Annotated in this window: 13 protein-coding genes; 5 read left to right on the top strand and 8 right to left on the bottom strand. The window is 43.1% G+C overall.

The window, feature by feature from the left end:
- Positions 1–85: 85 nt before the first annotated feature.
- The 6 genes from hemE to ACT3QR_RS00585 form a co-directional block, all read right to left on the bottom strand.
- Entirely contained in the window at positions 86–1,222 is a 1,137-nt protein-coding gene (gene hemE, locus ACT3QR_RS00610) for a uroporphyrinogen decarboxylase (protein WP_444519470.1), read from the bottom strand.
- A gap of 90 nt (positions 1,223–1,312) precedes the next feature.
- Complete coding sequence (gene proB, locus ACT3QR_RS00605) at positions 1,313–2,485, bottom strand: glutamate 5-kinase (protein WP_444519469.1); 1,173 nt, start codon at positions 2,483–2,485, stop codon at positions 1,313–1,315.
- A 77-nt stretch (positions 2,486–2,562) separates the two neighbouring features.
- The gene (cgtA, locus tag ACT3QR_RS00600) at positions 2,563–3,768 is read right to left on the bottom strand and encodes an Obg family GTPase CgtA (RefSeq protein ID WP_444519468.1); all 1,206 of its coding nucleotides are present in this window, start codon (positions 3,766–3,768) and stop codon (positions 2,563–2,565) included.
- Positions 3,769–4,061: 293 nt separating this feature from the next.
- The gene (locus ACT3QR_RS00595) at positions 4,062–5,504 is read right to left on the bottom strand and encodes a glyceraldehyde-3-phosphate dehydrogenase (protein ID WP_444519467.1); all 1,443 of its coding nucleotides are present in this window, start codon (positions 5,502–5,504) and stop codon (positions 4,062–4,064) included.
- 331 nt (positions 5,505–5,835) lie between these two features.
- Entirely contained in the window at positions 5,836–6,915 is a 1,080-nt protein-coding gene (locus ACT3QR_RS00590) for a lipocalin family protein (RefSeq protein WP_444519466.1), read from the bottom strand.
- A gap of 427 nt (positions 6,916–7,342) precedes the next feature.
- Positions 7,343–8,458: an NUDIX domain-containing protein gene (locus ACT3QR_RS00585; RefSeq protein WP_444519465.1), complete on the bottom strand. Its 1,116-nt coding sequence runs from the start codon at positions 8,456–8,458 to the stop codon at positions 7,343–7,345.
- 299 nt (positions 8,459–8,757) lie between these two features.
- Between ACT3QR_RS00585 and hemP the strand changes: the two genes are divergently transcribed.
- Positions 8,758–8,916 carry a hemin uptake protein HemP gene (gene hemP, locus ACT3QR_RS00580; protein WP_444519836.1) on the top strand — a complete coding sequence of 53 codons (159 nt, stop codon included), beginning with the start codon at positions 8,758–8,760 and terminating at the stop codon, positions 8,914–8,916.
- Positions 8,917–9,061: 145 nt separating this feature from the next.
- Here the strand turns inward: hemP and ACT3QR_RS00575 are convergent, their stop codons facing one another.
- Positions 9,062–14,056 carry a translocation/assembly module TamB domain-containing protein gene (locus ACT3QR_RS00575; protein WP_444519464.1) on the bottom strand — a complete coding sequence of 1,665 codons (4,995 nt, stop codon included), beginning with the start codon at positions 14,054–14,056 and terminating at the stop codon, positions 9,062–9,064.
- 85 nt (positions 14,057–14,141) lie between these two features.
- Entirely contained in the window at positions 14,142–17,741 is a 3,600-nt protein-coding gene (locus ACT3QR_RS00570) for an autotransporter assembly complex protein TamA (protein ID WP_444519463.1), read from the bottom strand.
- A 464-nt stretch (positions 17,742–18,205) separates the two neighbouring features.
- Here ACT3QR_RS00570 and ACT3QR_RS00565 point away from each other — a divergent pair, with 464 nt between their 5' ends.
- The 4 genes from ACT3QR_RS00565 (at position 18,206) to ACT3QR_RS00550 (ending at position 24,552) form a co-directional block, all read left to right on the top strand.
- On the top strand, positions 18,206–19,537 hold the full coding sequence (locus ACT3QR_RS00565) for an MFS transporter (RefSeq protein ID WP_444519462.1): 1,332 nt from the start codon (positions 18,206–18,208) through the stop codon (positions 19,535–19,537).
- Positions 19,538–19,736: 199 nt separating this feature from the next.
- On the top strand, positions 19,737–20,375 hold the full coding sequence (gene coq7, locus ACT3QR_RS00560) for a 2-polyprenyl-3-methyl-6-methoxy-1,4-benzoquinone monooxygenase (RefSeq protein ID WP_444519835.1): 639 nt from the start codon (positions 19,737–19,739) through the stop codon (positions 20,373–20,375).
- A 232-nt stretch (positions 20,376–20,607) separates the two neighbouring features.
- Positions 20,608–21,732: a tetratricopeptide repeat protein gene (locus ACT3QR_RS00555; protein ID WP_444519461.1), complete on the top strand. Its 1,125-nt coding sequence runs from the start codon at positions 20,608–20,610 to the stop codon at positions 21,730–21,732.
- 345 nt (positions 21,733–22,077) lie between these two features.
- A complete protein-coding gene (locus ACT3QR_RS00550) occupies positions 22,078–24,552 on the top strand; it encodes an esterase/lipase family protein (RefSeq protein ID WP_444519460.1) in 2,475 nt (824 codons plus the stop codon).
- Positions 24,553–24,602 lie beyond the last annotated feature (50 nt).

The following is a 24,602-nucleotide window of genomic DNA, read 5'->3' as shown; positions in this document are numbered from 1 at the left end:
CTAAATATGCACTGATTGATTCTATATTTGCTTATAATGCATGCAACTCTACAAATATAGAATCAATCTCTAAATATCCTAACTTTTAAATTTTATAGTCGTGTACTGCGTCCACAAACACTTTGGCATTATCAGGGTTAACCCACTGAGTGATCCCATGACCTAGGTTTGCTATGTAACCAGTCTTTTCACCGTCAGCATAAGCACGATTAAGCATAGCATTCACTTCAGAACGAATAGTTGCAGGCGAGCCATATAAAGTCGCTGGATCTAAATTGCCTTGGATAGCTTTGCTGCTTTGCAGTCTTTTATGCTTTTTGGTCAATTGACGCTGACTCTCAGTCAATACTTGACGCGCACGATCAATCGGCATCGTCCAGTCTAGACCTAATACGTCCGCTTCACTATCAGCCTGAATATCAAGCCACAACCCACCACCTTTAGTAAATAACACGACAGGTACTTGTGGATGACGTTCCTTTAGTTCGGCGACGATACGTTTATTATAATTGTGTGAAAAGTCGATAAACTGACGATGACCTAGTGCCCCACCCCAGCTATCAAATAGCTGAACGATTTGAGCGCCCGCTACGATTTGGGCATCTAAATAGTCGATGACAGATGTTGCCAGCTTATCTAGTAACTGGTGTAAAAAGTCAGGATTACTATATAAGAAGCCTTTAGTATAACGGTAATCCTTTGAGCTACCGCCTTCTATCATATAAGTAGCCAATGTCCACGGACTACCAGAAAAACCAAATAATGGGACTTGACCATTCAATGCTTTACGGATACTGGTGACGGCTCGCATCACATAGTCTAGAGAGTCGTTTGGCTCAAGTACTGGCAATCTATCAAGATCCGCCTGCTCGCGAATAGGATATTTAAACTTAGGGCCTTCTCCTGTTTCGAAGTATAGTCCCAGTCCCATCGCATCAGGGATAGTCAGAATATCACTAAATAAAATAGCAGCGTCTAAATCATAACGACGCAATGGCTGTAGAGTCACTTCAGTCGCGCGGTCTGTATCTTTGCACAGACTCATGAAGTCACCTGCTTCAGCACGAGTTGCCTTATACTCTGGCAAATAACGACCAGCTTGGCGCATCATCCATACTGGTGTGGTATCAATAGGCTCAAAACGCAATGCACGTAGCAATCTATCGTTTTTTAAAGGTGCAAACTGTTGCTGAACCGAGTTACTATCGTCTGAAGCACTCATGTGCAAATCTCCAAAACAGCACAATATCTACATCTATAGATGGATGTCGTGCTGGATAAAATGAATGGGATAAAGAGTTAAATAGAAGCGTTATACAGTCAATGCAAGATTGTCGCGGTGCACCATGACGACACGTTCTTCGTTACTACCAAAGATCTTATCGAAATGTTCGGTACGCTCACGAGCGACACGGCGCGCATCATTTGATGAGAAATTGACCTGCCCAACAGCTATGCGTTCGCCAGTATCCTGATGAATAATTTCTACAACATCGCCTTCATCAAAACCACCACGGACTTCGACAACACCGACTGGCAACAAACTACTATTTTGCTCAGTCAGTGCTTTGGCAGCACCTGCGTCAACGACCAAACTACCTGACATACGTAAATGTGCAGCCAGCCACTGTTTACGCGCGATGATCTTATCTTCATCATTAGTCGTCAGCAATGTACCTACTGCTTCACCTGATACCACACGGGTAATCACGTCATCGATGGCACCGCTGACGATAACGGTAGGACAGCCTCCCATTGCCGCAAGGCGTCCAGCACGAATTTTAGTTAGCATACCACCGCGACCTAGCTTGCCGCCGTCCCCTGCAATATCAAACAAATAATCAGCCATCGCACGTTCTTGACGAATCATTTTTGCATTGGGATTGTCACGTGGGTTATCAGTAAAGACACCGTCCTGATCGGTTAAGATAATGTACAAGTCGGCATTAACCATCGCGGCTGCCATTGCGCCTAGGGTATCGTTATCACCGAATTTAATCTCATCAATGGTGATGGTATCGTTTTCATTAATAACAGGGAGTACGCGCCATTCTAATAACTGCGTCAGCGCGCTCGTCGTATTGAGATAACGACTACGGTTAGATAAATCATCATGAGTCAGCAATAGCTGTGAGCTTTGAATACCATGCTGAATCAATGCTGACCACCACGTTTCAATCAGACCCATCTGTCCAATGGATGCACAAGCTTGTAATGCTGCTAGTTTTTTAGGGCGCTCATCAAGATCCATACGTACGACACCTTCAGCGACAGCACCTGACGATACTAGCAGTACTTCAACCCCTTGTTTGTGCAGGCGAGCAATCTGCTTTGCCCACTCATATATGGCAGTACGATCTAGCCCTCGACCATTATTAGTTAACAGCGATGAACCAATTTTGACAATAACGCGCTGAATATCAAAGTTGCGAGTTTGCTTAACAAATCTTGCTTCTTCCATCGTGTTTGCTATGTCATCTGCCATATAAACTCCTTTTTTCATATAAATTGAGTGTAGGGATTAAGTTTACAATTTAAGTATAACTGCTCAAGCATACTAGCTTAAGGAACGTACATTACCTCAACGCCATCGTCATCATCGTCATCAAAGTCAGACGTATCCAATCCTTCACGTGCCGCTTTACGAGCTGCACGATAGGCTTCACGCTGTGCTTCAGTGTTTAAACGTACTTCAGCTTCTAAACGCTCGAAACGTTCTTTTTGTGCTTCAGCGAAGATAGGATCTTCGATTTCACGCTCACGCTCAAGCTCGATATCATTCATTAGATGATATTTGACCGCATCAACGCCTTCACCAGTTAGCGTTGCAGTACGGAAGACCATACCTGTCCAGCCCAATTCTGCCACAATGTGCGTGCAAAGTGCGTTCAAATCTTCGTCATTGACCTGATCTATTTTGTTTAATACCAAAATCTGCGGTAAGTTGGCCAATTCAGGTGAAAAACGCTCAAGCTCATTTAAGATAACACGAGCATTTTCGACTGGGTCGCTGCCATCAACTGGCTTAACGTCCACTAAATGTAGTAAACGACGCGTACGCGCAACATGTTTTAAGAAGCGAATACCAAGTCCGGCACCGTCTGATGCACCTTCAATAAGACCTGGAATATCTGCCATTACAAATGAGCGATGACGACCAATATCGACCACACCCAAGTTTGGCACTAGCGTAGTGAACGGATAGTCAGCGACCTTTGGTCTAGCAGCAGATACTTGACGAATAAAGGTCGATTTACCAGCATTAGGCAAACCAATCAAACCAACATCAGCCACTACTTTTAGCTCAAACTTAAGAACTTTTAATTCACCTTCAAAACCTGATGTTGCTTTACGCGGTGCTTGGTTGGTTGAGCTTTTGAAATGGGTATTGCCCAAACCACCATCACCACCTTTGGCAATCAGTAGTGTCTGACCAATCTCAATCAAATCACCTAATACTTCGTCTGTTTCGGTATCAACTACCGTCGTACCCACTGGTACTGGCAAATAAAGATCATCAGATCCTTTACCTGAACAGTTTCTACTATGGCCGTTCTCAGCACGCATGGCGTCGTGACGACGCGTATAACGATAGTCAACTAGGGTGTTGGTGTTGTCTTCTGCAATGACGTACACATCTCCGCCCTTGCCGCCATCACCACCATCAGGTCCACCACGTGGGACATACTTCTCTCGGCGAAAACTGGCGATTCCGTTACCACCGTCACCTGCTTTTACCGTTACGACGGCTTCATCAATAAATCGCATCTTACGTTCCTTAATTCACAATCTAGTCTATGAACTGGTTACAACCAACGGTTGTATTTGGGGGTTTTGCTATATTTTATGGCACAACGAACACTATATAAATGCTACTTTTACTTAGTGCCCATTATGACAATAACACCCGATAATCAATCGGACTATCGGGTGTTTAAGTATGACAGTTAAAATCTTGCCAAGCTATTAAAAGTAGAGTCTGCTATAGCATCATTCTTATGACACTATAGCCCTACTATACTTGGTATAGCGTTATTGCTCTACTGTAGTTGGTTGGTACTCTATGCTGGAATCTGAGCGTAGCTGATTCCAGCCATTTGAGTCGCCAAACGCAATACCTGAGTACTATAGCCTACTTCGTTGTCATACCAAACATATACGATAGCTTGGTTGTCAGTCAAAATAGTGGCTTGAGCATCGACAATACCAACATGAGTCGTACCAACAAAGTCAGTTGATACCGCTTCTGTAGAATCGGTATAAGCAATCTGCGACTGCCAAGTGCTGCTGTTAGCCATTTTACGCAAGAACTCATTCAACGCGTCAGCACTTGCTGGTGCTGTTTTTAGATTCACGTTTAAGATTGCTAGGCTGACGTTTGGCGTTGGTACACGAATAGCGTTACCAGTTAGCTTACCATTTAACTCTGGTAATGCTTTACCAACAGCTTTTGCAGCACCAGTACTAGTGATAACCATATTCATCACAGCACTACGACCACGGCGGTCTGATTTGTGATAGTTGTCAACTAAGTTTTGATCATTGGTAAATGAATGAATAGTCTCTACATGACCGTTTTCAATACCGTATTCATCATTTAATACGTTTAGCGTTGGTGTGATGGCGTTGGTCGTACAGCTAGCAGCACTAACGATAGTATCGTCACCAACGGTATCATTGTTCACGCCATAAACGACGTTTTTGATATCACCGCCAGCAGGTGCTGTTAATAGCACTTTTTTCACGCCAGTAGACTGTAAGTGCTTACCAAGCCCTGCTTCATCTTTCCAGATACCCGTGTTATCGATAACGAGCGCATTGTCGATACCATAAGCAGTATAGTCGATTTCGCTTGGGTCTTTAGCATAGATAACTTGTACAAAACGACCGTTAACGATCATGCCATTGTTATCATCATCAATGCTGATGCCGCCTAAGAATCTACCATGGATTGAGTCACGCTCAAGCAATGAGATACGCTTAGCCAAATCACCAGCAGCGGCTGGACGTACCACGATAGCTTTTAGTTGTAGACCTTTTGCACTTGACGCTTGTGATAACAGCAGACGAGTCAAGATACGACCGATACGGCCAAAACCGTAAAGTACAACATCTGTCGCGCCGTTTACAGCGCCAGCATTATTAATAGACTGTAGAGCGGTTTGTACGTCAGTATCGTTTGCAATCAATTGACCAACATCGACACGAGTGGCTTGGATATCAGTGTTTTCTGAAATGACTTTTACCATCGCTAAAGTATCCGCGATATCGATAGCCTTGGCGCCATGGTCGCGTAGCGCTACTTTTTGATGCAAAGCAAGTATTTGACCAACTGAGGTAGAGTCTAGCGTTTCGCCAAACAAAGTCACTTGTACGTCTTGCTTGTTATAGAGCTTGTTTAGCAGCCCCATAAGCTCAATCGCTTGTTGCTCTTGAGTGTTGTAGTTGTTCAAGTGGTCTTGATGTAATTGGCGTAAGGTATCAGCGTTGCTCACGAGAAACATCCTTATGGTCAGTAATATATGATCAATAAAATATGAAGAAGTGTAAATTAGATAGGTCGTATATGCTCTAAATGGCGACTCTAATATGATAATCAACCACTATCAATATAGGTTATTGATGTTAGAGTATTTGAATCGCATAGATTTTAGCCTAAAACGCCTCATTTTGCCAGTAGTAACCGCTTAGCTAGTGAGTACAATGAGTTTCATTCTCATATATAGATAGTAATAAAAATAAAGGCAGCCTTATATGCTGCCTCATTGGGGCCTAGTTTAAATAAGAATTACTGTAGAATTTAATTAGTTAAAGCAGTAATTTCAGTTAAATTTATTATGGCGCTAGACTCACCGTTTGGTTGCTCTGCGATGTCAGTGTAAACTCTTTCAAGTCATAACCTTGCTGCTGAGCAATTTGGCGATATTTGGTATAAGTTTCCTGACTGACATTTGGCGAACGTGCCAATAGCCATAAGTATTTTTTGTCAGGCGTTCCTACTAGCGCAGTTTTGTAATCTGCATCGCGTGCCAATACCCAATAATCGGCACGGCCAACTGGAATCCAGCGTATCCATTTCGGTAAGAACGTCACTTTCAGCTTACTACCGCTTTCATCTACTGGCTTTGCCAAACCTTCAGCGACAATATCTGAACCGTCCTCGCTCACACATTTATTAGTAACCGTAATTCCTGAACCATCATCTTTTTGAGCATAATTGGCGGTAACGTCTCCGGCACACTTGCGCTGGAAATACATCGGCAAACGCCCAATCTCATACCAGGTACCCGCATAGGTATTCAAGTCTACGCTATCTACGGTAGTTGGCATGCTTGCAGATTTATGGATAATATCACTTGGCTCGACTGACAACATATCGGTCGTGGTCTTCTCGCTCATCGCATCATCAGACGTTCCTTGATTCGCCACGTCCATTGGTGGCGTGGCTGCATAGGCTGAAAACGCTGCTAACGGTATAATGATCGCTAAGGCAATACCTGTATGTTTGATAAGTCCATTCATAAATATGCGCTCTGGTATTTCTTTGTAGGGTGAATTATTGTTTTTCGATACAACACCAATCCGCTCAGCCTCGGTCTTTCGTTCAGAAATACCGTTTAGGTCATCTATTTCATCATCTAACTGCCCTGACATTAATGGCTCATCTTCATTTGGCTTTTGATTTTGCTTCCTTTGTAATGACTTGTAGCCAGATGACTTATAACTACTAGCCACGTCATGACTGTAATCATTAGAGCGGTCGCAATCATAACTAGCATCATTGCTAGCTTGGTTTGTCTGTTGCGCATTATCGCCATATTCATTGTCATTGAGCGACTCTTTGGGCTGCTGAAGGTGAGAACCAGCTGCCTGTGAATCATTCCACGCTGACTCAGGTAACTTATTGGTTTTCATAGGAGTACCATTTTTAAATAGTGATTGTTAAAAACGCTTTGTATACGGCACCTATTTGATCTCGTTTTCTGTAAGCCACTTGCTTTGATATAAATCATTTGTGCAGAATGTGACCATATAAAAGCTTTTTTATTATTGTGTTTTGAATATTACTTTTAGTCGGTCACCTATAAAAATAAGATCAACGTATCGTAAATATGCAATATATATTAAAGACAAATGGACTACTAAAACAGTAGCTCAATGTAGGGAAAAGCAACGGTTTGTAAATAACGATGGGTTTATGATGTAGGGCGCACACATCGTTACTTACTGGATAAATAAATTTAAAATGAGTAATCTACGTTTACTGAGTTTATAACTATCTAACTGCCGTTAATCGATTTTCATGGTTAAACCTTAGTTTACAACCTATGTTCAAATCATATTATTGATGAAATTGTCGAATCCCTGCCACGCCAATACCACCATACATTATTACTTTCTCAGCCATAGTGGGCGATAAACCACCCAAACCGATAATAGGCATATCTGCTAACTCTGCTAAATTTGCCCACGCCTTCCAGCCAAGTGGCGGTGTATCAGGATGCGTTTGCGTCGCTAATACAGGAGATAAGAATGCGCCTATAACTGGTGGCAGATTGTGTCTTAGACGGACTTTGGCTAGCTGATTGGCAGCCTTGATACTCGCAACATCATGACAGCTGACGATAAGCGGGGCATCTTTAGGCAGCGACTGTATGCGAGCTGTAGAACTGCCAACTTCGTCAAATAACTGTATTAATGTCGAGTGTGTTAAATGCTTAGCAACTACTTGCTTAGCCATCTTTTTGTCATTAGTTGTTGGAGAGTGATTGCCATCTAAAGGTCGTTCATTATCATTAGGTAAAATCACTAAAATATCTGGACGTTCTTTTATTAATTGTTCGGCAGCACTCTCTGAGTCAGAGTCCTTCAAGCGGATATACACCCACGAATCTGATACTAATTTTTCTTGGTGATATTTTAGCCAAGCACCCTCTGGGTTTGACTGCGCTTCAAAATGTGTCAAAGGATATGTAATCGCTATCGTCGATGGGAGTTTCAACCATTCAAGGATTGTCTTATTGGCAGCGGGCAGATGATACTCTCCTGCCAAAAGCTGCGACTTACTTACCCACGTCAACGCCTGCCCTTCTAACCCTTTCTCACAGTATTTGTGCTGCTCATACTGCTCTGCTGTTAGCTCAATCTTATAGACCTGCAAGCTGACTTGCTTATCGCCATAATCATGATGTAAGCGACCGAGCTTAACGATCGTATTGTCATTAAGCAGTATACCTGTCTCTTCAGCCACCTCTCTTATCAACGCCTGCTCTGCATGCTCATTTGGCTCTATCTTTCCGCCTACAAATTCATACAAGTTGCCCTGATGTTGAGCGGCATTTCGAAACCCTAGCAAATACTCATCTTTATAATGAATAACAGCTACTGCGACATTGACGATGCTTGGTTTATTGGTTTTAGTAGTCGTCTCTGACTGTTGATCTGGTTCATTCGGCATACTTGTGTCCTTTATCTCAATGTTTACTCTGATTATTTTTGATAATTCAATGGTTTTTATAAGCTGAGCATCTTGTATCAACTTATTACCCAACCTATTAATTTATATAGATAAAATATTAGTTTAAGACAGTTTGTGACATTAGATTTAGATAAGTTTACATAATAACTGCATTTTATTTTATCAATTGCCTTGCAAATTCATCAAATCTAAATGATAATTATTATCGTTAATAAACAATTACGCTATGGTTAGCCAATTTTTAAGCCACTTCTTTCCAAAAGGAATTTACTATGAGCATGGTCATCTCTCGTTATTTAAACTGCCGTGAAAACCGTCTACCTACTTTGCAATCACAACATCTATTTGCATTAACTAAAGAGGTGCGTATCGAGCATGGAGGCGAAGAGTATCGACTACGCCTAACTCGTAACAACCGCTTAATTTTGACTAAGTAGCATCTCTTTCAACAAAACCTTTCTCCGTATTCTTACAAAAAAACGCCTTCATTATGAGGCGTTTTTTTATGAGTTGCACAATCTAAAAACTATAGACGATAGCGTCGTTATCAATCAGAAAACGGCTTTCCACTACAAAAATGAGTTAGAACTGCCAACTATAGACCACATCCACTGCATTCTCCGCAGCTGAACTTGCTTCTACATAGATACGACGTGTCAACTGATAACGAACAGAAAGGCTGTTTTGTGCGTTGAAAACGCCCACACCATAGCGGATGTACAAATCAGGTGTCACATAACCTGTAACATTAACATTGGTATCTTCGCTACTGCCTGAAGCATCAACCGTCAGACCCTGCAAGCCAAAAGCTTGTCCAATTTGATTGGTTAGGCTACGGGTGCCACTAAGGCCAAAGCTCAATCCAGCAGCGGCCAAATTATTAGTTACTTGCGACTTAAACCCCTGCTCACTGATTTGCGTCGCGCTCTTATTATCGATACGGCCCGTTACCAACGCGTTCATTGCTTGTTGCTGGGTCAGTCCTGCATTGTTAAATACAGTAATATTGGGGCTTTCAGTCGTTCCTTTGACGCGTAGACCAACTGTTTTACTATTAATCGTTTTGGCTGCCTCAATACTCAAGCTAGGCTTCATCACGTCACCATCGAAACGGACTTGACCATAGTTCAGCTCTAGGCTCTGTCCAAAAGCATTGATATTGGTACGGCGTGAGACCTGTACAACACCTCTGGCACGCATGATACCTGTACCATTCTGAGTAATATTAATTGCACCTGCCAATGGAATGACTGCGCCAAAGCCACGGAAATTTATATCATCACCTAAATCAACACCGATATCAGCATTGATTGACCAAGGTTTTGAGATAGCCAGTACTTCTTCAATATTGCCAATTAGACGACGATCTAGTACGACTGCATCTTCAGTTTGAGTGATGATGTCTTCGCTGGCTTCAGGCGGACGAATGGTCGCTGACGGCACACTGATCGCCCCTTTTATATCGACATAACGGTCACCTGGGCGCACGATAATATCGATATCAGGATCAATCTCGGCTACCAGTAGTGGCGGCTGGGTAATGACTAGACCTTCACCGACGATACTCAATTTGGCCTGCAATTTTTGTTGCCAATCGACTGTACCAGTTAATGCGCCTTCACCTGTACCACTATTAAAAGTGCCATCAATCGTTGCTTGCGTGCCACGGATTTTGGCTTCAGCATTTACTTTGGACAAATTCACTGGCAAATCAAGCATGGCAATACGGCCATTAGAGAGTTTTACGTCACCATAGAACTGCGGTTTGGTTAAGGTACCGCCTAAGCCACCAGCCATTGTGACGTTACCTCTTAGAACGCGCATACCAGGGAAGAAAGGCTTAAATATCGCAAGATCAAGCTCGTTCAGCACTAGTGCCCCAGAGATTGGTTTAGGGTCCTTATAAGGATCTACAATCACTTCAGCATAACCACGGGCACCACGTCCAGTATTGATATCAGTACGTAGCTTGATGCCTTCAGGCACAGATACAGCGATGAGCGACACGCGCTTGTACGGCAGAGTCATCGATGTGCTCTCACCGTCTTGAGTTAGGCCGATCTTGCCATTGTCTGAGTATAGGGTGGTATTGATGGTTGGTGGACGACCACGTTGCCATCCAACAATAGCTTTACCATTAATCTCACCATTCCAATCAATATCTTCTGGTAACAACACTGAGAATAACGACGCATCTAAATTCTGCAACGCTACATCAACTTCACCTTGGTCTGGCGATGCTACTAATTTTTCTCGTAGACACAGTTTTCCTGTTTGATCCGCAGCCTGCCAACAATGAGCGGCAAGCTGTACTTTTAGATCCTGGTTCTTACCATTTTGATTGTAAGGTAAATTCACAATCAACTGTGCAGGTTGTAATTGATTCAAAGTCGCATATTTGGATTTGATTTGACCTTTTCCAATGACACCTGACCAACTTAGCTTGTCTCGATCAAAACCGCCTTTAACCCTAGCACCAACATCGAGTTGCTTATTGGCTATATTTAGGTCGACCACATGAGATTTTTCTGTCCCATTAAAAGATGCTTTGACATTATCAAAGCTTTGCCCAGCAGCATCTAGGCCTTCAGCAGTCACGACTAGTTGGCTTGGACTATTGGCTAAATTTACGAGCTTGCCGCGTACACTGCCTTGACGTAATATAAAGCCCGGCAGCGCAAGTCGCTCACCGACCAAATCAATATATATAGTAGGCAGTGCTTGACCCACTGGTTGAGACAGCGTGGCACCGCCAGTGACTTTACCAGCCAGTTGGTTTGATAGTTGGTCTAAACTGGTGATATTAATTTTGGTTTGTAGCTGTTTGGCATTGCCATTAGCCGTAACATAGTTGTCGCCCCAACGCAGCACAAGGTTGTTGGCGTTCAGACTATCAATTAAAGCATTTACTTGTTCATATTGTGTTTGGGCATCTTGGGTCTGTAAACGCTTGAAGTAACTTGCTAAATCTTTAGGCAAACGCATCTTCGCCGATAAGCTGCCTTTGGCACTCAGTTGCTGGCCTTTTAGCATACCATTCAGATTGACTTGTTTAATATTGATGCTTTGCTGCGTGTCACTCCAGCGGCCATCTGTATCAATAGTACCAGTGATAAGGCTTGGGGTATCTTTTAGGAAGTAGCCAATGTTAAAACGATTCATGACTGCATTGATATCCCACGCAACACCTTGACGCACATCAACGGTTCCGCTGGCATCAATGCTACCTGCCGCACCTACGTGACTGAAACGATTGATACGTATCAACTGACTGTCACCATTGGCTTGAATGTTCAGCTTGCCTGCTGGTAATTGCTCAGCATCCAATATACCGTTGAAATTTACGGCAAATCGCTGCAGGCTACTAGCGGCATTTCTGCTGTTATTTGGCGCGTTTTGCCATTCACCACTGGTCTTTAGATCACCTGTAATAATCGCTGGATTATTGGGTAAAAAATAACCCAAATTGAACTGGTCAAAACGACCATCTACATTCCAGCCGATATTTTTACGTAAATCAATAACCCCTTTTGCATCAACTGCGCCAGCTTCACCCTGATAGTTCAGCTTACGAATACTAATCAGCTTTGGTGTACCTGCAGCATCGATAGACAGCCGTCCTTGCGGTACATCTGCCGTATCAATCTGACCATCAAAACGCGCATCGAATACCGACAGCTCACCAGCCACGATATCGACACTAGCATCACCAGCACCTGTGATACCGATCTCACGACCTGCTTGCGTCGCATCAAGCTGTGCTTGCATATCCGTATTGTTTAAAGTAATCACTTGACGCTGACCACTTTCACCATTTTTAGTGATATTCAACAGTCGACCACGCGCGCTTATATTGCCTGTTAGACGTTCAATCGGTAAGTCACTACGATATTTTTTAGGGAGCAGACCTTTGGTACTGGCATCAATTTGCCATGTTAGTGGACGCTGATTGCTCGCTAACTGAATCTGTCCTGTACCCGATAAATCTCCTACTATACCGTTGTAGTTAAGGCGACTGATATCTATGACATCGCCAGCCTTACGTATACGTACATCGTAGTTACCCTTGGGAGCAGCATTGAGCTCATTGATAACGGCATTGGCATCGACTGATAGGGTCGAACCACGAACGATAACGTTCGCTTGCCCATTAGGACTATTAATATTGCCAATATTGGGTACGTTACGGCGAATTAGGTTTTTCCAGTTGGCATCAATATACCAAGGCGCAACCTGCTTAGATTTAGCAGAGGTTTTACCTTGAATCATATTGGCATTAATGTGCTCACCATCACGCTGACGTAAATCTGCATCAATCTGCGTATTACCAGTAGCATTCTGCTGCTGATAACGTAGTGAAAGTCTGCCATTAAGGGTTTGCGGGGCATAAGCTTTGAAGTCAGTGTACTCATCAGGAATAGCACGGCGAATATCAAAATTATTACCTGTCGCACGCACCGTGGCCTCAAAACTGTCTTTCCAATCTAGAATACCTTGTAATGCCAAACGTCCAGCTGGTACGTCAGCACTTAGGCGATCTATACGTAGCTGACTGTCAGCAATAACGGCGCGGCCTTGGTAATGACCTGATGGAATGTCTTTGGCCGTCAATTCAGTATTAATACGCAGCCGTATTTCAGAGATCACACCAGTAGCAGTAGCAGTACCGCTTTGTAGGCGAATATCTTGACTATCAGCGTAAGGAATAAGAACATCATCCCACTGTAATTTTGCATTAAACGGCGCACCTGAGTCTAATCCTTGTACGACAAAGTCACCTTTAACATCACTATCATTATAGCGACTGCGTACTTTGCCAACAGTACGTTTGAGCGTTCCCGTAGCAGAGATGTTTAATGGGTCGATATATGCTTTTTCAAGGGCGCTAACTTCCGCAATCGCACTCAAATCTAGTGGATAGTCGCCTTGTAAGTCGATCTCTCCTTGTAAGGCACTGACTTTCACAATATCGGCATACTGCAAGTCACCACGGCCAACTGTCACCGTACTACCTACCCACGTCAGATCACGAGCCGTAATATTCTGAATAACAATAGGATCTTTAGTCACTTGCTTATAGGTGATTTTCTTGATTTTTGCTTGGCCAAAACGCAAGTTTACTGGCAATTTTAAGGTCTTATAATCAAACGGTTCACCAGTAGGCGGTTTTTTATTGAGAATCTCTATAGTCTGAATGTTTGCTTCACTCAGATGTACTTCTTTTGCAAACACTGCGCGCCAGCCTATTTTGACATAGGCTTTATCTACTAGTACTTCAAGATCCTCAGTCGCCTCAATATCGATGTCAGTAACCCAAATACCATCGCGCAAGTTACCGCGTCCGTATTTGAAATCAATACCTGTTTCAACACTGATTTTTTCTAAAATAAACTTTGTACCAGCATCAGTCCCTGCCGCATAAAAAAAGATGGCAAACATGATGGCTAGTACGATAAGTACCAATACCAGAAGTTTGAGCAGAAATGACAACGGATACCAACGCTTAACGGCACGGGCATCACGCTGTGCTGGATCTTCATCTGGTGCATTATCGGGCGGGGTATTTTCTGTCAGCATGACACTCAACTACGTTAAAAAATGAAGACCAGCAATAGGTACGATAAGTAATAAATAGAACATTTGGAGCTACGACATTAAACGATTATAACGGTGAACCAATAAAGAAGTGTAATCGTACTGGAATGCTTTCTTCGGTCACGCCAGCAGCCACATCGACACGCACCATTCCTACAGGCGATGCCCAGCGAATACCGACACCGACACCCACTTTCGTCTCAGTGTCAAAATCTTCGTCGTAAGCATTACCGACATCAGTGAAAAATGCGCCACGGAAACCTGGTTTGAATTCATAGTTATACTCAGCGCTACCAACCGCGAGTACTTGCCCGCCCGTCAAATAGCCTTTGTCCAGTGGCGACAGGCTCTCGTAGTCATAACCGCGAATACTCTGATCACCGCCTGCAAAGAAACGCAACTTATAAGGTACGTCATAAAAATCATCTGCCCAGATGTAACCTGCATTGGCACTACCTAATACTTGATGCTTTTTGTCTTCGCCAAAGCTATAGATACCACTAACGCCTGCACGAATGATCGCCATATCAGTATCACTAAATGCGCTATCCGTTCCAGCCTCGATTGAGTAGTACTGGCGCATACCTTGCGTTGGGTTGGTAGCGTTGTCAGTATCTGTTTTATTGACACCGTAGCCAAACAATAGCGCGCGCTGTTTCGGACTTGAAGAGGTAAAACGAATAGGAAGATCATCTAGCTCTGCACCATCAACACCTGTCTCAAGCTCATCCAAACGGTAACGCACAGAGTAGCTACGATTCCAGCCAGTATCACTACGAATGTTACGTGCCAAAGCCGCTTTTAGCGTTCTAGTCGATAGATCGAAATTACCTTCACCTTGATCAATCACTTCCTCTTCATAGGTCAGACGCCCATCTAACTTATCATTAAGCGGGTGTTTCCATGGTCGACTGGCATAGACAGCCACGTTCTTGCTGATTCTCGACACTTCTGTCTCTGCACCTGCTTGGTAGCCTTGACGATTAATCAAGTTATAATCTATTTTTGCGGTTGCGCGAACGCCAGTATCTGTTCCATAACCAAGACCGACCTGAGCATCACGTGGTTTGTCCGCGTATACAAAAACGTATAGCGGTACTTTCTTGCTTTCTGCAACGTCTTGTGGCGTCTTACGTCCATCTAGGGTTGGTGGTACAAAGCTTTCATCAGCGATTAGACTCTCTTCATCAGGGAATATCTTTTGTGCGACATTACTGATTGAATCACTGATTTTGCCCAGTAGATTTTCAGCTTCTTGCTCTTTTTCGTCAAGCACACGGTCATTCGGCAAGCTGCTTAGTCGTTCTGCTTTTTGTCTAATGGCTTGTAGCTTATCAAGGGTCGCTTCATCAGCCTCAAAATCAATAGCAGCGATATCCGCTTCATTGACCGTCTCGCCACTATTAGCATTTAGAGCATTGTCACTCTCTGCATTTATATCGCTATTATCATCAACCGTATCTTCTGTGCTAGCAGTCACGTTTGAGGCGTCTGCGCCATTGTTGCTACTGAGATCTGCGATGCTATCACTGTCAATGTTGTTAATATCGTCATCCAATGCAGCGTTGTCATCGGCATCAGCATTATCAAACGCTAAGGTACCAGCTTCACTACTATCATTTGGTGGTAGTATCGACTCAACGTTGACTGTATTAAAGTAACGAGTTGCTGACAAGTCATTACTGAACTTTGTGACTGCTGGACGATAAAACGGCTCGCCCGGCGTAAAGCCATAGAGCTGTTGTAATAATGGAAGCTCTACTGGTAGCTTGTCAGGGTCTTGGGTTAACGTATTGGTTTCTTTGTCATACGTAAAAAACACCACATCGTCAAATTCGTAGCGATCACCGGTGTTATAAACCAACGAAACATCTGCTTTATTGTCCGGTAAGATGATATCCACGGATTTGTTCAACCAGTACTGGTCAAAATACCCGTAGGTATTACTTAGAGACTCTAAAGCCGCCTTGCTACCCTTATATACGCGGTGATTGAAAATATCGCCTTCTTGCGGCAGCAAATCTGTCTCAAGCATCGCAAACTCTTCTTGCTCACTGCCCTCACCGCGAATATCAATAATACGGCTATCTACCAGTACAGGCTCGCCCAGCTCTTCAATCACAACATTGACCGTATCACGATCAGGCTGGGTCAAACGCAGCTCAACCTCGTAGTAACCAACGGCTTTGGCAGCATTCTGTGCCGTCTCACGCAAACGTGGCAATGCCGCAGTAAAGTCAACGACCGACTGAACGGATGTATCATCAAGCGCCGCTTTAATATTTTTCATCGGCTGAATATCGTTGTCAGCCTCGACGAGCTTAGCCTCACCATCGGGCGCGTCTTCAGCTGATACCTGCTCTAGATAAACACTGGTTTCTACATTTGGTAAAGCCACCACGCCACCATCGTTGAACAAGCGATTATAGAGACGCGTGACGATATTGCCTCTATTTCGTGCTCGTGGCCGTGGTCTGCTGGCTTGCTCGATACTTTGGTCGACGGCCTGCGTATCATTTTGATAATCTGGTAGGTAGTCATTAGGATTAATAATATCTGTTGTCGTATCTTCTCCATTGGCAGGATCATTCGTACCAGCTATTACCTCACCGCTGCTATCATCAGTCGTCAGGCCATTTTCACTCTTAACAATAGCGTCATTGCTAACGACATCTTCATTATTGACTTCACCACTCACCTCAATAGGACGTGACACCACGCCATCTGTGGATGTCTGTTCCTCTATTATTTCATTTCTACCCAACGTATCAAGGTTACTAGGTGCTGGCAAGTTTGCCGCATCTAGCTCTACATCAAGACCGATTGGCGATGTCGTATCATCCAATGTAGCAATTGGCGCATCAAAATCACTATCGTTGTTGCTGAAATCCATACTATCAATATCTTGGGCGTTCTGCGCATCTATTGCCGCTAGCTCAAGATCGATCTGCTCAGGCGTCATCATCTGATAGCCTTGCTGCTGGATCGCAGTTGCTTGTTGCAACAGCTCGTCGTTAGTAGCGACTGCCTGAGCATTAGTTTGATTATATGGAGTGCTTGGATTTTCAGCAAAAGCATCTAAGTCTTGAGAACTATTACTTTGAGACGTCGTGTTTTGTGAACTACTGCTCTGAGAAGGCAGGTTTTGGGCATTGGTATTTTGCGTTGTCGAGTTTGTAGAATTTGTAGAACTTGACGCTGTCGAGTTAGGTTTTTTAATTCCCAAGCTTTGTTCGCTATAGTCGTCCAATACTGACTGATCAATGATACCTTGTTCTACTGCTTTTTTTAGGCGTAACGCATCTAGAGCCATATCTAACTGAGTATCATCGTCTGACAAGGTAGCTACTTGATTAATAGATACCTGATCGTTAGCAGCTTGACTGTCGCTACTTGAGTTACTAACCGTTTGATTACTGTCCACTTGGTCAACAGCAGATGAACTAGTGATAGCGTTATTATCTACACTATTGATAGTATCTGCCATCGCCGTAGATGCCATACCGACCAAACTGGTCGCAAGCGCAGTGCACAGTGCTGAGCGTCTGAAATTTGTACGCGTTTCTACTGCATACGTACCTAAGTTATTACTATCATTTTTGATTATGATCGTGTCACGCTGCATCATTAGACCCTTGCATGCTCGAGTTGAAGGCTGCTTTATCATCTTTACGTCCTATCAGCTCACGCGGCACAATCTTATCAACGATAACAATCGTCAATTCTGACCGGTGAATAAACTTATAGCAGTTATCTGGAATTAATGGTTTACTACTTGAATTTTACGACTGGTTATCTATAGTGTCGGTTTTCGCACTGTGTGTCTACTGCCTTATAAATCTACTAGCTTATAGACAGTGTTGATGGATTGCACTTTCGTTTTCACTACTGTTTAGAGCCTACAACGCCATCACATAAAATGTATAAATCATAACTTAGTTAAATATCGAATCATAGCATTGACTGCATGTATTTTCAGCGAAGCCTTGCTATTATACGGCTTAATATTGATAAAACCTATACCGTACCTTGATATAGTTGTTGATAAAATTTGTGATTATTATCACACAATATCCATCATTCAGCGCCCCTCCTTTCTTCATCAGCCGTGATTTATCTGTAGGAATACCCATGTCCAACCAGTTTCAGTTATTTAAGCGCCGTCGTTTTAGCGCTATGTTTTTTACCCAGTTTTTGGGCGCATTTAATGACAATATTTTTAAGCAGGCGCTCATACTGGTGCTGACTTATACTGCTGCCAGTAAGTTGGGTGTAGAGGTCAGCATCCTTAATAACTTGGCCGCCATGTTATTCATCCTGCCCTACTTTTTGTTTTCAGCTTTAGCAGGACAGATTGCTGATAAGTATGAAAAATCAAAGCTCACACAGTTTATCAAACTACTTGAGCTGGTCATTATGGCAGTTGCTGCGGTGGGCTTCGTCTTCGAATGGTATGCACTGCTATTTGTCGCGTTGTTTTTGATGGGTACACATTCGACATTCTTTGGACCGATTAAATACGCTTATCTGCCGCAAGCAATGAAAGAAGATGAGCTGGTCGGTGCCAATGGCCTTTTTCAGATGGGTACTTCACTAGCTATTTTAGTCGGTATGATTGTCGCTGGTGTTTTGACTCAGCTATCACAATCCCTATATTGGATTAGTGCCACGGTGTTGGTCGTCGCTGTTTTAGGATATTTAGCTGCACGTTATATTCCTAATATGCCAGCGATGCAGCCTAACCTAAAGATTAACTGGAATATCATTACAACTAGCTTAGCTACTGTACGTTACTTGTACTCTCTGCCTTTTTTATTTTGTATCATTCTTGGTAATAGCTGGTTTTGGTTTTATGGTGCGACTTTTTTGACCCAAGTACCAGAGTTCAGCAAAGTGATTTTGCTTGGTAATGAATCAGTCGTTATTTTCTTACTCACATTGTTTTCTGTCGGCGTGTCAATCGGTTCAGTAATGTGCAAAACACTAACCAAAAACAAGGTTAGTTTGCATTTATTGCCTTTCGGTATTGCTGGATTAAGTATCTTTGCTATTGATTTGTATTTTTCGCTTTCAGGTTTAGACATAAATGTGAATAATGAGACATTACTTGGCATTGGTGATTTGTTTAATATAAGTGGTAGCTGGCGTGTCTTTACGGATTTATTCTTGTTAGGGTTCAGTGGTGGCTTGTATATCGTACCGCTATATGCTTCTATGCAAGCCTACGCACCTAAGAGTCATCGAGCACGCATTGTCGGGGCGAATAATATTTTTAACGCGATATTTATGGTCACATCAGCAATTTTTGCAATTGTTATCTTAAACACATTAGGGTTTACGCTACCGCAGCTGTTCTTGGTGACAGGGCTACTAAATATCGTATTTGGCACGTTTTTGTATATTAAACTCAACAAGCATGTTAAGCATGCCATTATCCAAACCAATGATGGTATAGCTCCGTAAATACAGTCTAATCATCATTATGATAGCTATCGCAGTTCGCGACTATCTATGAGTTATTTACGAGCTATCTAGACCGCAATATTCCAGCCGATCATTTGAATCGCTTGTTATAGTAAGATGCATAATACCGTTGCTTTTGGACGGTAACACACTTTATTTTATTGACAGTTTTTAACACCATCAGGAGTGAGTTATGACCCTGCGTCCTTTATCTAAAATTGACCAGTTGTTACTTGGGGTCGATAAGGCATTACGGGCTGTCGTGCCAAATTCTAATCCAAGTACACGTCCATTGCCCGTCAGCAGCGATGAGATTCCTGAGCTAACCATCACAGAGGCGCGGCACGTTTCAGGTCTTATGCGTATCAATCATACAGGTGAAGTATGCGCGCAAGGTCTATACCATGGCCAAGCGTTTGCCGCTAAAGATAGTGGTGTCAAACAAGCCATGCAGCAATCAGCCGAAGAAGAGGTCGATCATTTGGTCTGGTGTGAGACTCGTTTAAGTGAGCTTGGTAGCCATGCCAGCGTATTTACACCGCTTTGGTACGGTATGTCCTTTGGGCTTGGTGCAGTAGCAGGCGCGATTTCGAATGAGTTTAGTCTAGGGTTTGTAGCGGAGACAGAAGCGCAGGTTAGCGAGCATCTACAGGATCATATCAAGCAGTTGCCTGAACATGATCAGCGCTCAAAAGAAATACTAGCCCAGATGGATAAGGAAGAGCTACACCATCGTGAACTTGCGCTTGCAAGTGGCGGCGCTGCCCTGTCACCTCCAGTTCGTCGAACCATGCGATGGATGGCAAATCGTATGAAAGATACCGCTTATCACTTGTAGCATCTAGGCACTGTGATTAGCTGCTGCCGTCACTAACTTTTTAACTATCGGTAGCTTCACTGATTTACGTAGGTGTACTTAATCCTAACGATTAACAATCCTACCATAGATAGCCTGAAGCTTAATTTGCTACGGTATTAAAAATTTGTACGATTTTGCAGTAATGCGCTATTTATATTACCGTCCGATCAATGAATAACAACCAAATAAATTAAATAAGGTAACGATTTTTATGAAAGCGACTCTCCCTAGTAGCCACTCTATTAAGTCACCGAAGTTTGCAACATTGACCGTCATGGCAGCAACTTGTGCCATGCTGTTATCTGCACCTGTGAATGCGGCAGAAGCTGATGCCACTGCAACAGCTGTACCTAGTGCAATGGACTCAAGCAAACGTGTGATCCGTCTTGCTCGCCCTAATGCAGCTATCAGCCCTGCTCAAGCCAACACTGCACAGACAAGCTTGCCAGCAACCTCTGCTAGTAACGGCCAGCCGACTAATGCTCAAACAACCAACATGCAGCTAGGCAATACTCAGCAAAACAACGCATCTGCCAGTACTGCTCAGCCTCAAACACCGCAAATGATGACCCCTGCCGCTGCACCTGTCATGAACGGTACCACTCGCGTTTATGAGCCTGGTCCAATGACAGCTACTGGTATTGATCTGCGTAGCGGACAGCTTTCTAATATTCCTACACCGCAAGTACAGCTATCGGACATGAGCTTTGTCAAAACCGTACTGATCCCGCAACAAAAAGGGCTAGGTACTGATAAGCTTGATGTCAGTTTATTGGATGACTTTATCGCTGATGTAACCCCTAACGCGCGTCATTATCCACCAAACTTCCCTAACCGCACACAGCGTCATTATACGCGTGAAAAAATCAAGGTATTGGCTGACTGGATTGAACCATATGCTAAGTCGCCAAATGCTTCTTATGATGTGTTGCTTCGTGCCGCCAAACTAAACGGTATGGGTCGTAACCTAGATTTGGGCTCAGACTATACGGTACGTGGTGGCCAGTATGTCGATCGCGCGATCAAGCTGCAACCTGACAGTGGTGAGGCTAATTTCTTATATGGCATGATGCTATCAGAAGGCGGCGGGTTTAAAGAAGGTCAAAAGTATCTAGATAAAGCGGTATCTTTAGGATATACCGAAGCGGAACAAAGTTTGGCACAGTCAGATTTACTTAGTGACCGCCGTGAGAATGCATTAGAGCGATTACGCCGTCTTGAAGGGCAGCATCCTAACAACACTGTCATTCCTCAACAAATCAAACTCGTTGAAGAAGGTAAGTTCTATATTTGGGATATTCCTGCTCCTGATATCAGTGTAAAACCAAGTGCATAGAAACGCTATATTCGTTGAGCCTAGTAATTGAAATTTTAAGGGTTGAGGGTTGGATTTATAAGACTTTTACTCGATAAGTCTTTAATCGACAATACCTTTAATAGATAAAGGCGCTAACCAATAGATGCCTTAATAGATAATTTAAGATTAAAATATCAAGCGCTTTTGTTTTAGATTTATAAAACAAAAGCGCTTTTTTTCGGCTATTAGAAGTGCATTCATTTTAAAACATGCCTTTGTAGATCCTTAAATGAATAGTCTAACGTCAAGAGTTGCGCTACACTCATTATTAGCTGCTACTTTCATTACTTATACTCTCATAACTACCATTCATTGGACTGACTTATGACTCTCGCGGGCTTCAGCAAACAGACAGTAATGTATATTAATAAAAAAAACCTACCCATTACTTCACTTATGCTTTTGGCAGCAGCGGTATTACTACCAGCATGTAGTACGGTGACGGTAGATAAACAGGCCACTGCCAAGACGATCTCTGCTCAGCGCGGCAATATCGTCACTGACAACACGCTAAGCAGTGATACAGCATCTGCTTTACTGTCAGCAGGACTGAATGAACAAGCCTGTATGCAGCAATTTGACTTATGTTTGACTCAGCTTTCTGACAGTATGCTCAACCGGCATTATCGCCCTGCTTTGGCTATTTTTGCAGAACTACATTATGCAAAAGCACGTCAATTATCTGACTCAGAGAGTTGCCGTAATGCGCTTGCACGTCCACCGCTTGATCCGTATTACGCCAATGCCCCTTTGAGTGATGAAGATGCCAAAACGCAACAAAAAGAGACCGATCTGTGTTTAACCGATTATCAAGCAAGACTGTTTGATGCCGTCAAATATAGCTACACTTATCTGTTCTATGACAGTTTGACCCATGACTTTGAAGGTGCTGAACAAAGTAGTAGTGCTCATGCGCAAAACCGTATTCCAAATGACAACGATATTCAAACCCAAGATATTTACAACGCTGCTAGTAACGACGTTGTTACTCAGATTTATCAATCAACTGAAAACACTAACAAGTTGATGGGTAATACAACAGTAGAATATCTGCCAATAACGTCTACCAAGCCTGATAACAGCAATGAGGTAGCAGTTGCCAATCGGCCACCGCTAAAAGGTAAAGCAACAGATCAAGTTAAAGTCATGAAAGTAACAGTAGATGATTACAACCTTGGTATTTATTTACCCAACGAAAACAACTATCTGCAAAATGCTCATAAACAAACTTCTGCTCTGGCAGATCTAACATCTACTTATCAGCTACGGCTCTCTGGCCTAAACTCAGTGAGTAAGCGCCCCGGCTTAGGCATCAGCTTAGTGGCATCATTGGATGATCGTTATACCACCACAATTCGTCAGTTATTAGCCGCCTCCTTATCTGGTAGATTGACAAATGAGAAGAAAAATACGAACGATAGTGAGCCAAGCTCACGTATTTACCCTACTGGGCATCTGTTATTGACTGGTCTGATTAAGCCGGATAGCGACAGCGTATTAGACGTTCTGAGTAGTCGTAAGCTTGATGTTCATTTGTATAATCCGTACCAAACTGAATCCGTCAACATCCTCAACGATGAATACCCACTGGCAGCCAATTTTTCAGCAGGATACGGATTATGGCTATCAGAAAACCAGTTAGATGGCGTCGGTTATTTAAACTTGATTACTCGCCAGCCAGATGCTCAGCTACCCAAACTCTTCATGCTCGAGCCCTATGACCCTGATAAGCGCGTGTTGATTATGTTGCACGGGCTAGCCTCTAGCCCAGCCACGTGGGTCAACCTAACCAACGATATTCTCAATGATGACAAGCTGCGCGATAATTACCAAGTTTGGCAAATATTCTATCCAACCAACCTCCCTATTTTAGAAAATCGCTACCAGATTCAGCAGTTGATCAACAGTACATATCAGCAAACTGATCCCAACGGGCAAAATCGTGCCAGTCAAAACAGTGTTATTATCAGTCATAGTATGGGTGCCGTCATTGCTCGTATGATGCTATCTGACGAAAATTTAGTCAATGATTTGGATAAGCTCGATGATAAAGACATGCTCTCTAACAGTGAAAAACAGAAAATCCGTAACGTGCTAAAGACCTCTTTTGGCGAAAATGAGTTAAAGGAACGCTTTGAGCTACAAGCATTACCGCAGGTAGACACTGCTGTTTTTCTATCTGCACCTTTCCGTGGTACGGATTATGCAGATCGTTGGTTTACCCGTGCATTACGCCGCATCGTTTATTTACCTGTAGGTTTGGTTAAGACAGTCACAGATAACTTAGCAACGATTGCCACACAAGGTGATTTGGCGCAAAACCCACTAGGCGCGCTGTATTTACAAAACGGGGCTAGCCAATTAAGTGACAAGTCCTCTTTTATAGAGTTAACCAAAAACCTAACTATGAATGAGCGTATTATCTATCATTCAATCATTGCTAATAATGACGCTGATATCACTAAAGGGCTTGCACAAACTCAGCCAAACGGTGCCAAAATCGATTTGTCTCAAGCGGTAGAAGACAGTTCTGGAAATGAAACGGCGAGCATGGATATCAGCGACAATACTAAGACATCAAAATTACCACCAGAGCCACTTGTTGCTGCTGTAACGGTCAATGATGATATCAGTCAAGCCCTGACTGAGCGATTATCAGATGGTATCGTTCCCTATAGCAGTGCTCATCTAGATGGCGCTGCATCAGAAACCATTATCAATGGCGGTCATAGTATTCAGACCAACCCGCAGACTATTTTGACATTGCGAAGAATTTTGCATAAGCAGCTTCAAGAATGATGTAGATTTTTGTTATTTCATAATGTTTTTGACATATGAATCGAAACCTT

This window comes from Psychrobacter sp. AOP7-B1-25 (assembly GCF_052376195.1).
GTDB lineage: Bacteria > Pseudomonadota > Gammaproteobacteria > Pseudomonadales > Moraxellaceae > Psychrobacter.
The sequence above is the reverse complement of the archived record's forward strand: the minus strand, read 5'-3'. Positions and strand labels throughout refer to the sequence as shown.

Coding starts and splice junctions, on each gene's coding strand:
- hemE (WP_444519470.1), bottom strand. CDS start 1,222: ATGAGTGCTTCAGACGATAGTAACTCGGTTCAGCAACAGTTTGCACCT.
- proB (WP_444519469.1), bottom strand. CDS start 2,485: ATGGCAGATGACATAGCAAACACGATGGAAGAAGCAAGATTTGTTAAG.
- cgtA (WP_444519468.1), bottom strand. CDS start 3,768: ATGCGATTTATTGATGAAGCCGTCGTAACGGTAAAAGCAGGTGACGGT.
- ACT3QR_RS00595 (WP_444519467.1), bottom strand. CDS start 5,504: ATGTTTCTCGTGAGCAACGCTGATACCTTACGCCAATTACATCAAGAC.
- ACT3QR_RS00590 (WP_444519466.1), bottom strand. CDS start 6,915: ATGAAAACCAATAAGTTACCTGAGTCAGCGTGGAATGATTCACAGGCA.
- ACT3QR_RS00585 (WP_444519465.1), bottom strand. CDS start 8,458: ATGCCGAATGAACCAGATCAACAGTCAGAGACGACTACTAAAACCAAT.
- hemP (WP_444519836.1), top strand. CDS start 8,758: ATGGTCATCTCTCGTTATTTAAACTGCCGTGAAAACCGTCTACCTACT.
- ACT3QR_RS00575 (WP_444519464.1), bottom strand. CDS start 14,056: ATGCTGACAGAAAATACCCCGCCCGATAATGCACCAGATGAAGATCCA.
- ACT3QR_RS00570 (WP_444519463.1), bottom strand. CDS start 17,741: ATGATAAAGCAGCCTTCAACTCGAGCATGCAAGGGTCTAATGATGCAG.
- ACT3QR_RS00565 (WP_444519462.1), top strand. CDS start 18,206: ATGTCCAACCAGTTTCAGTTATTTAAGCGCCGTCGTTTTAGCGCTATG.
- ACT3QR_RS00555 (WP_444519461.1), top strand. CDS start 20,608: ATGAAAGCGACTCTCCCTAGTAGCCACTCTATTAAGTCACCGAAGTTT.
- ACT3QR_RS00550 (WP_444519460.1), top strand. CDS start 22,078: ATGACTCTCGCGGGCTTCAGCAAACAGACAGTAATGTATATTAATAAA.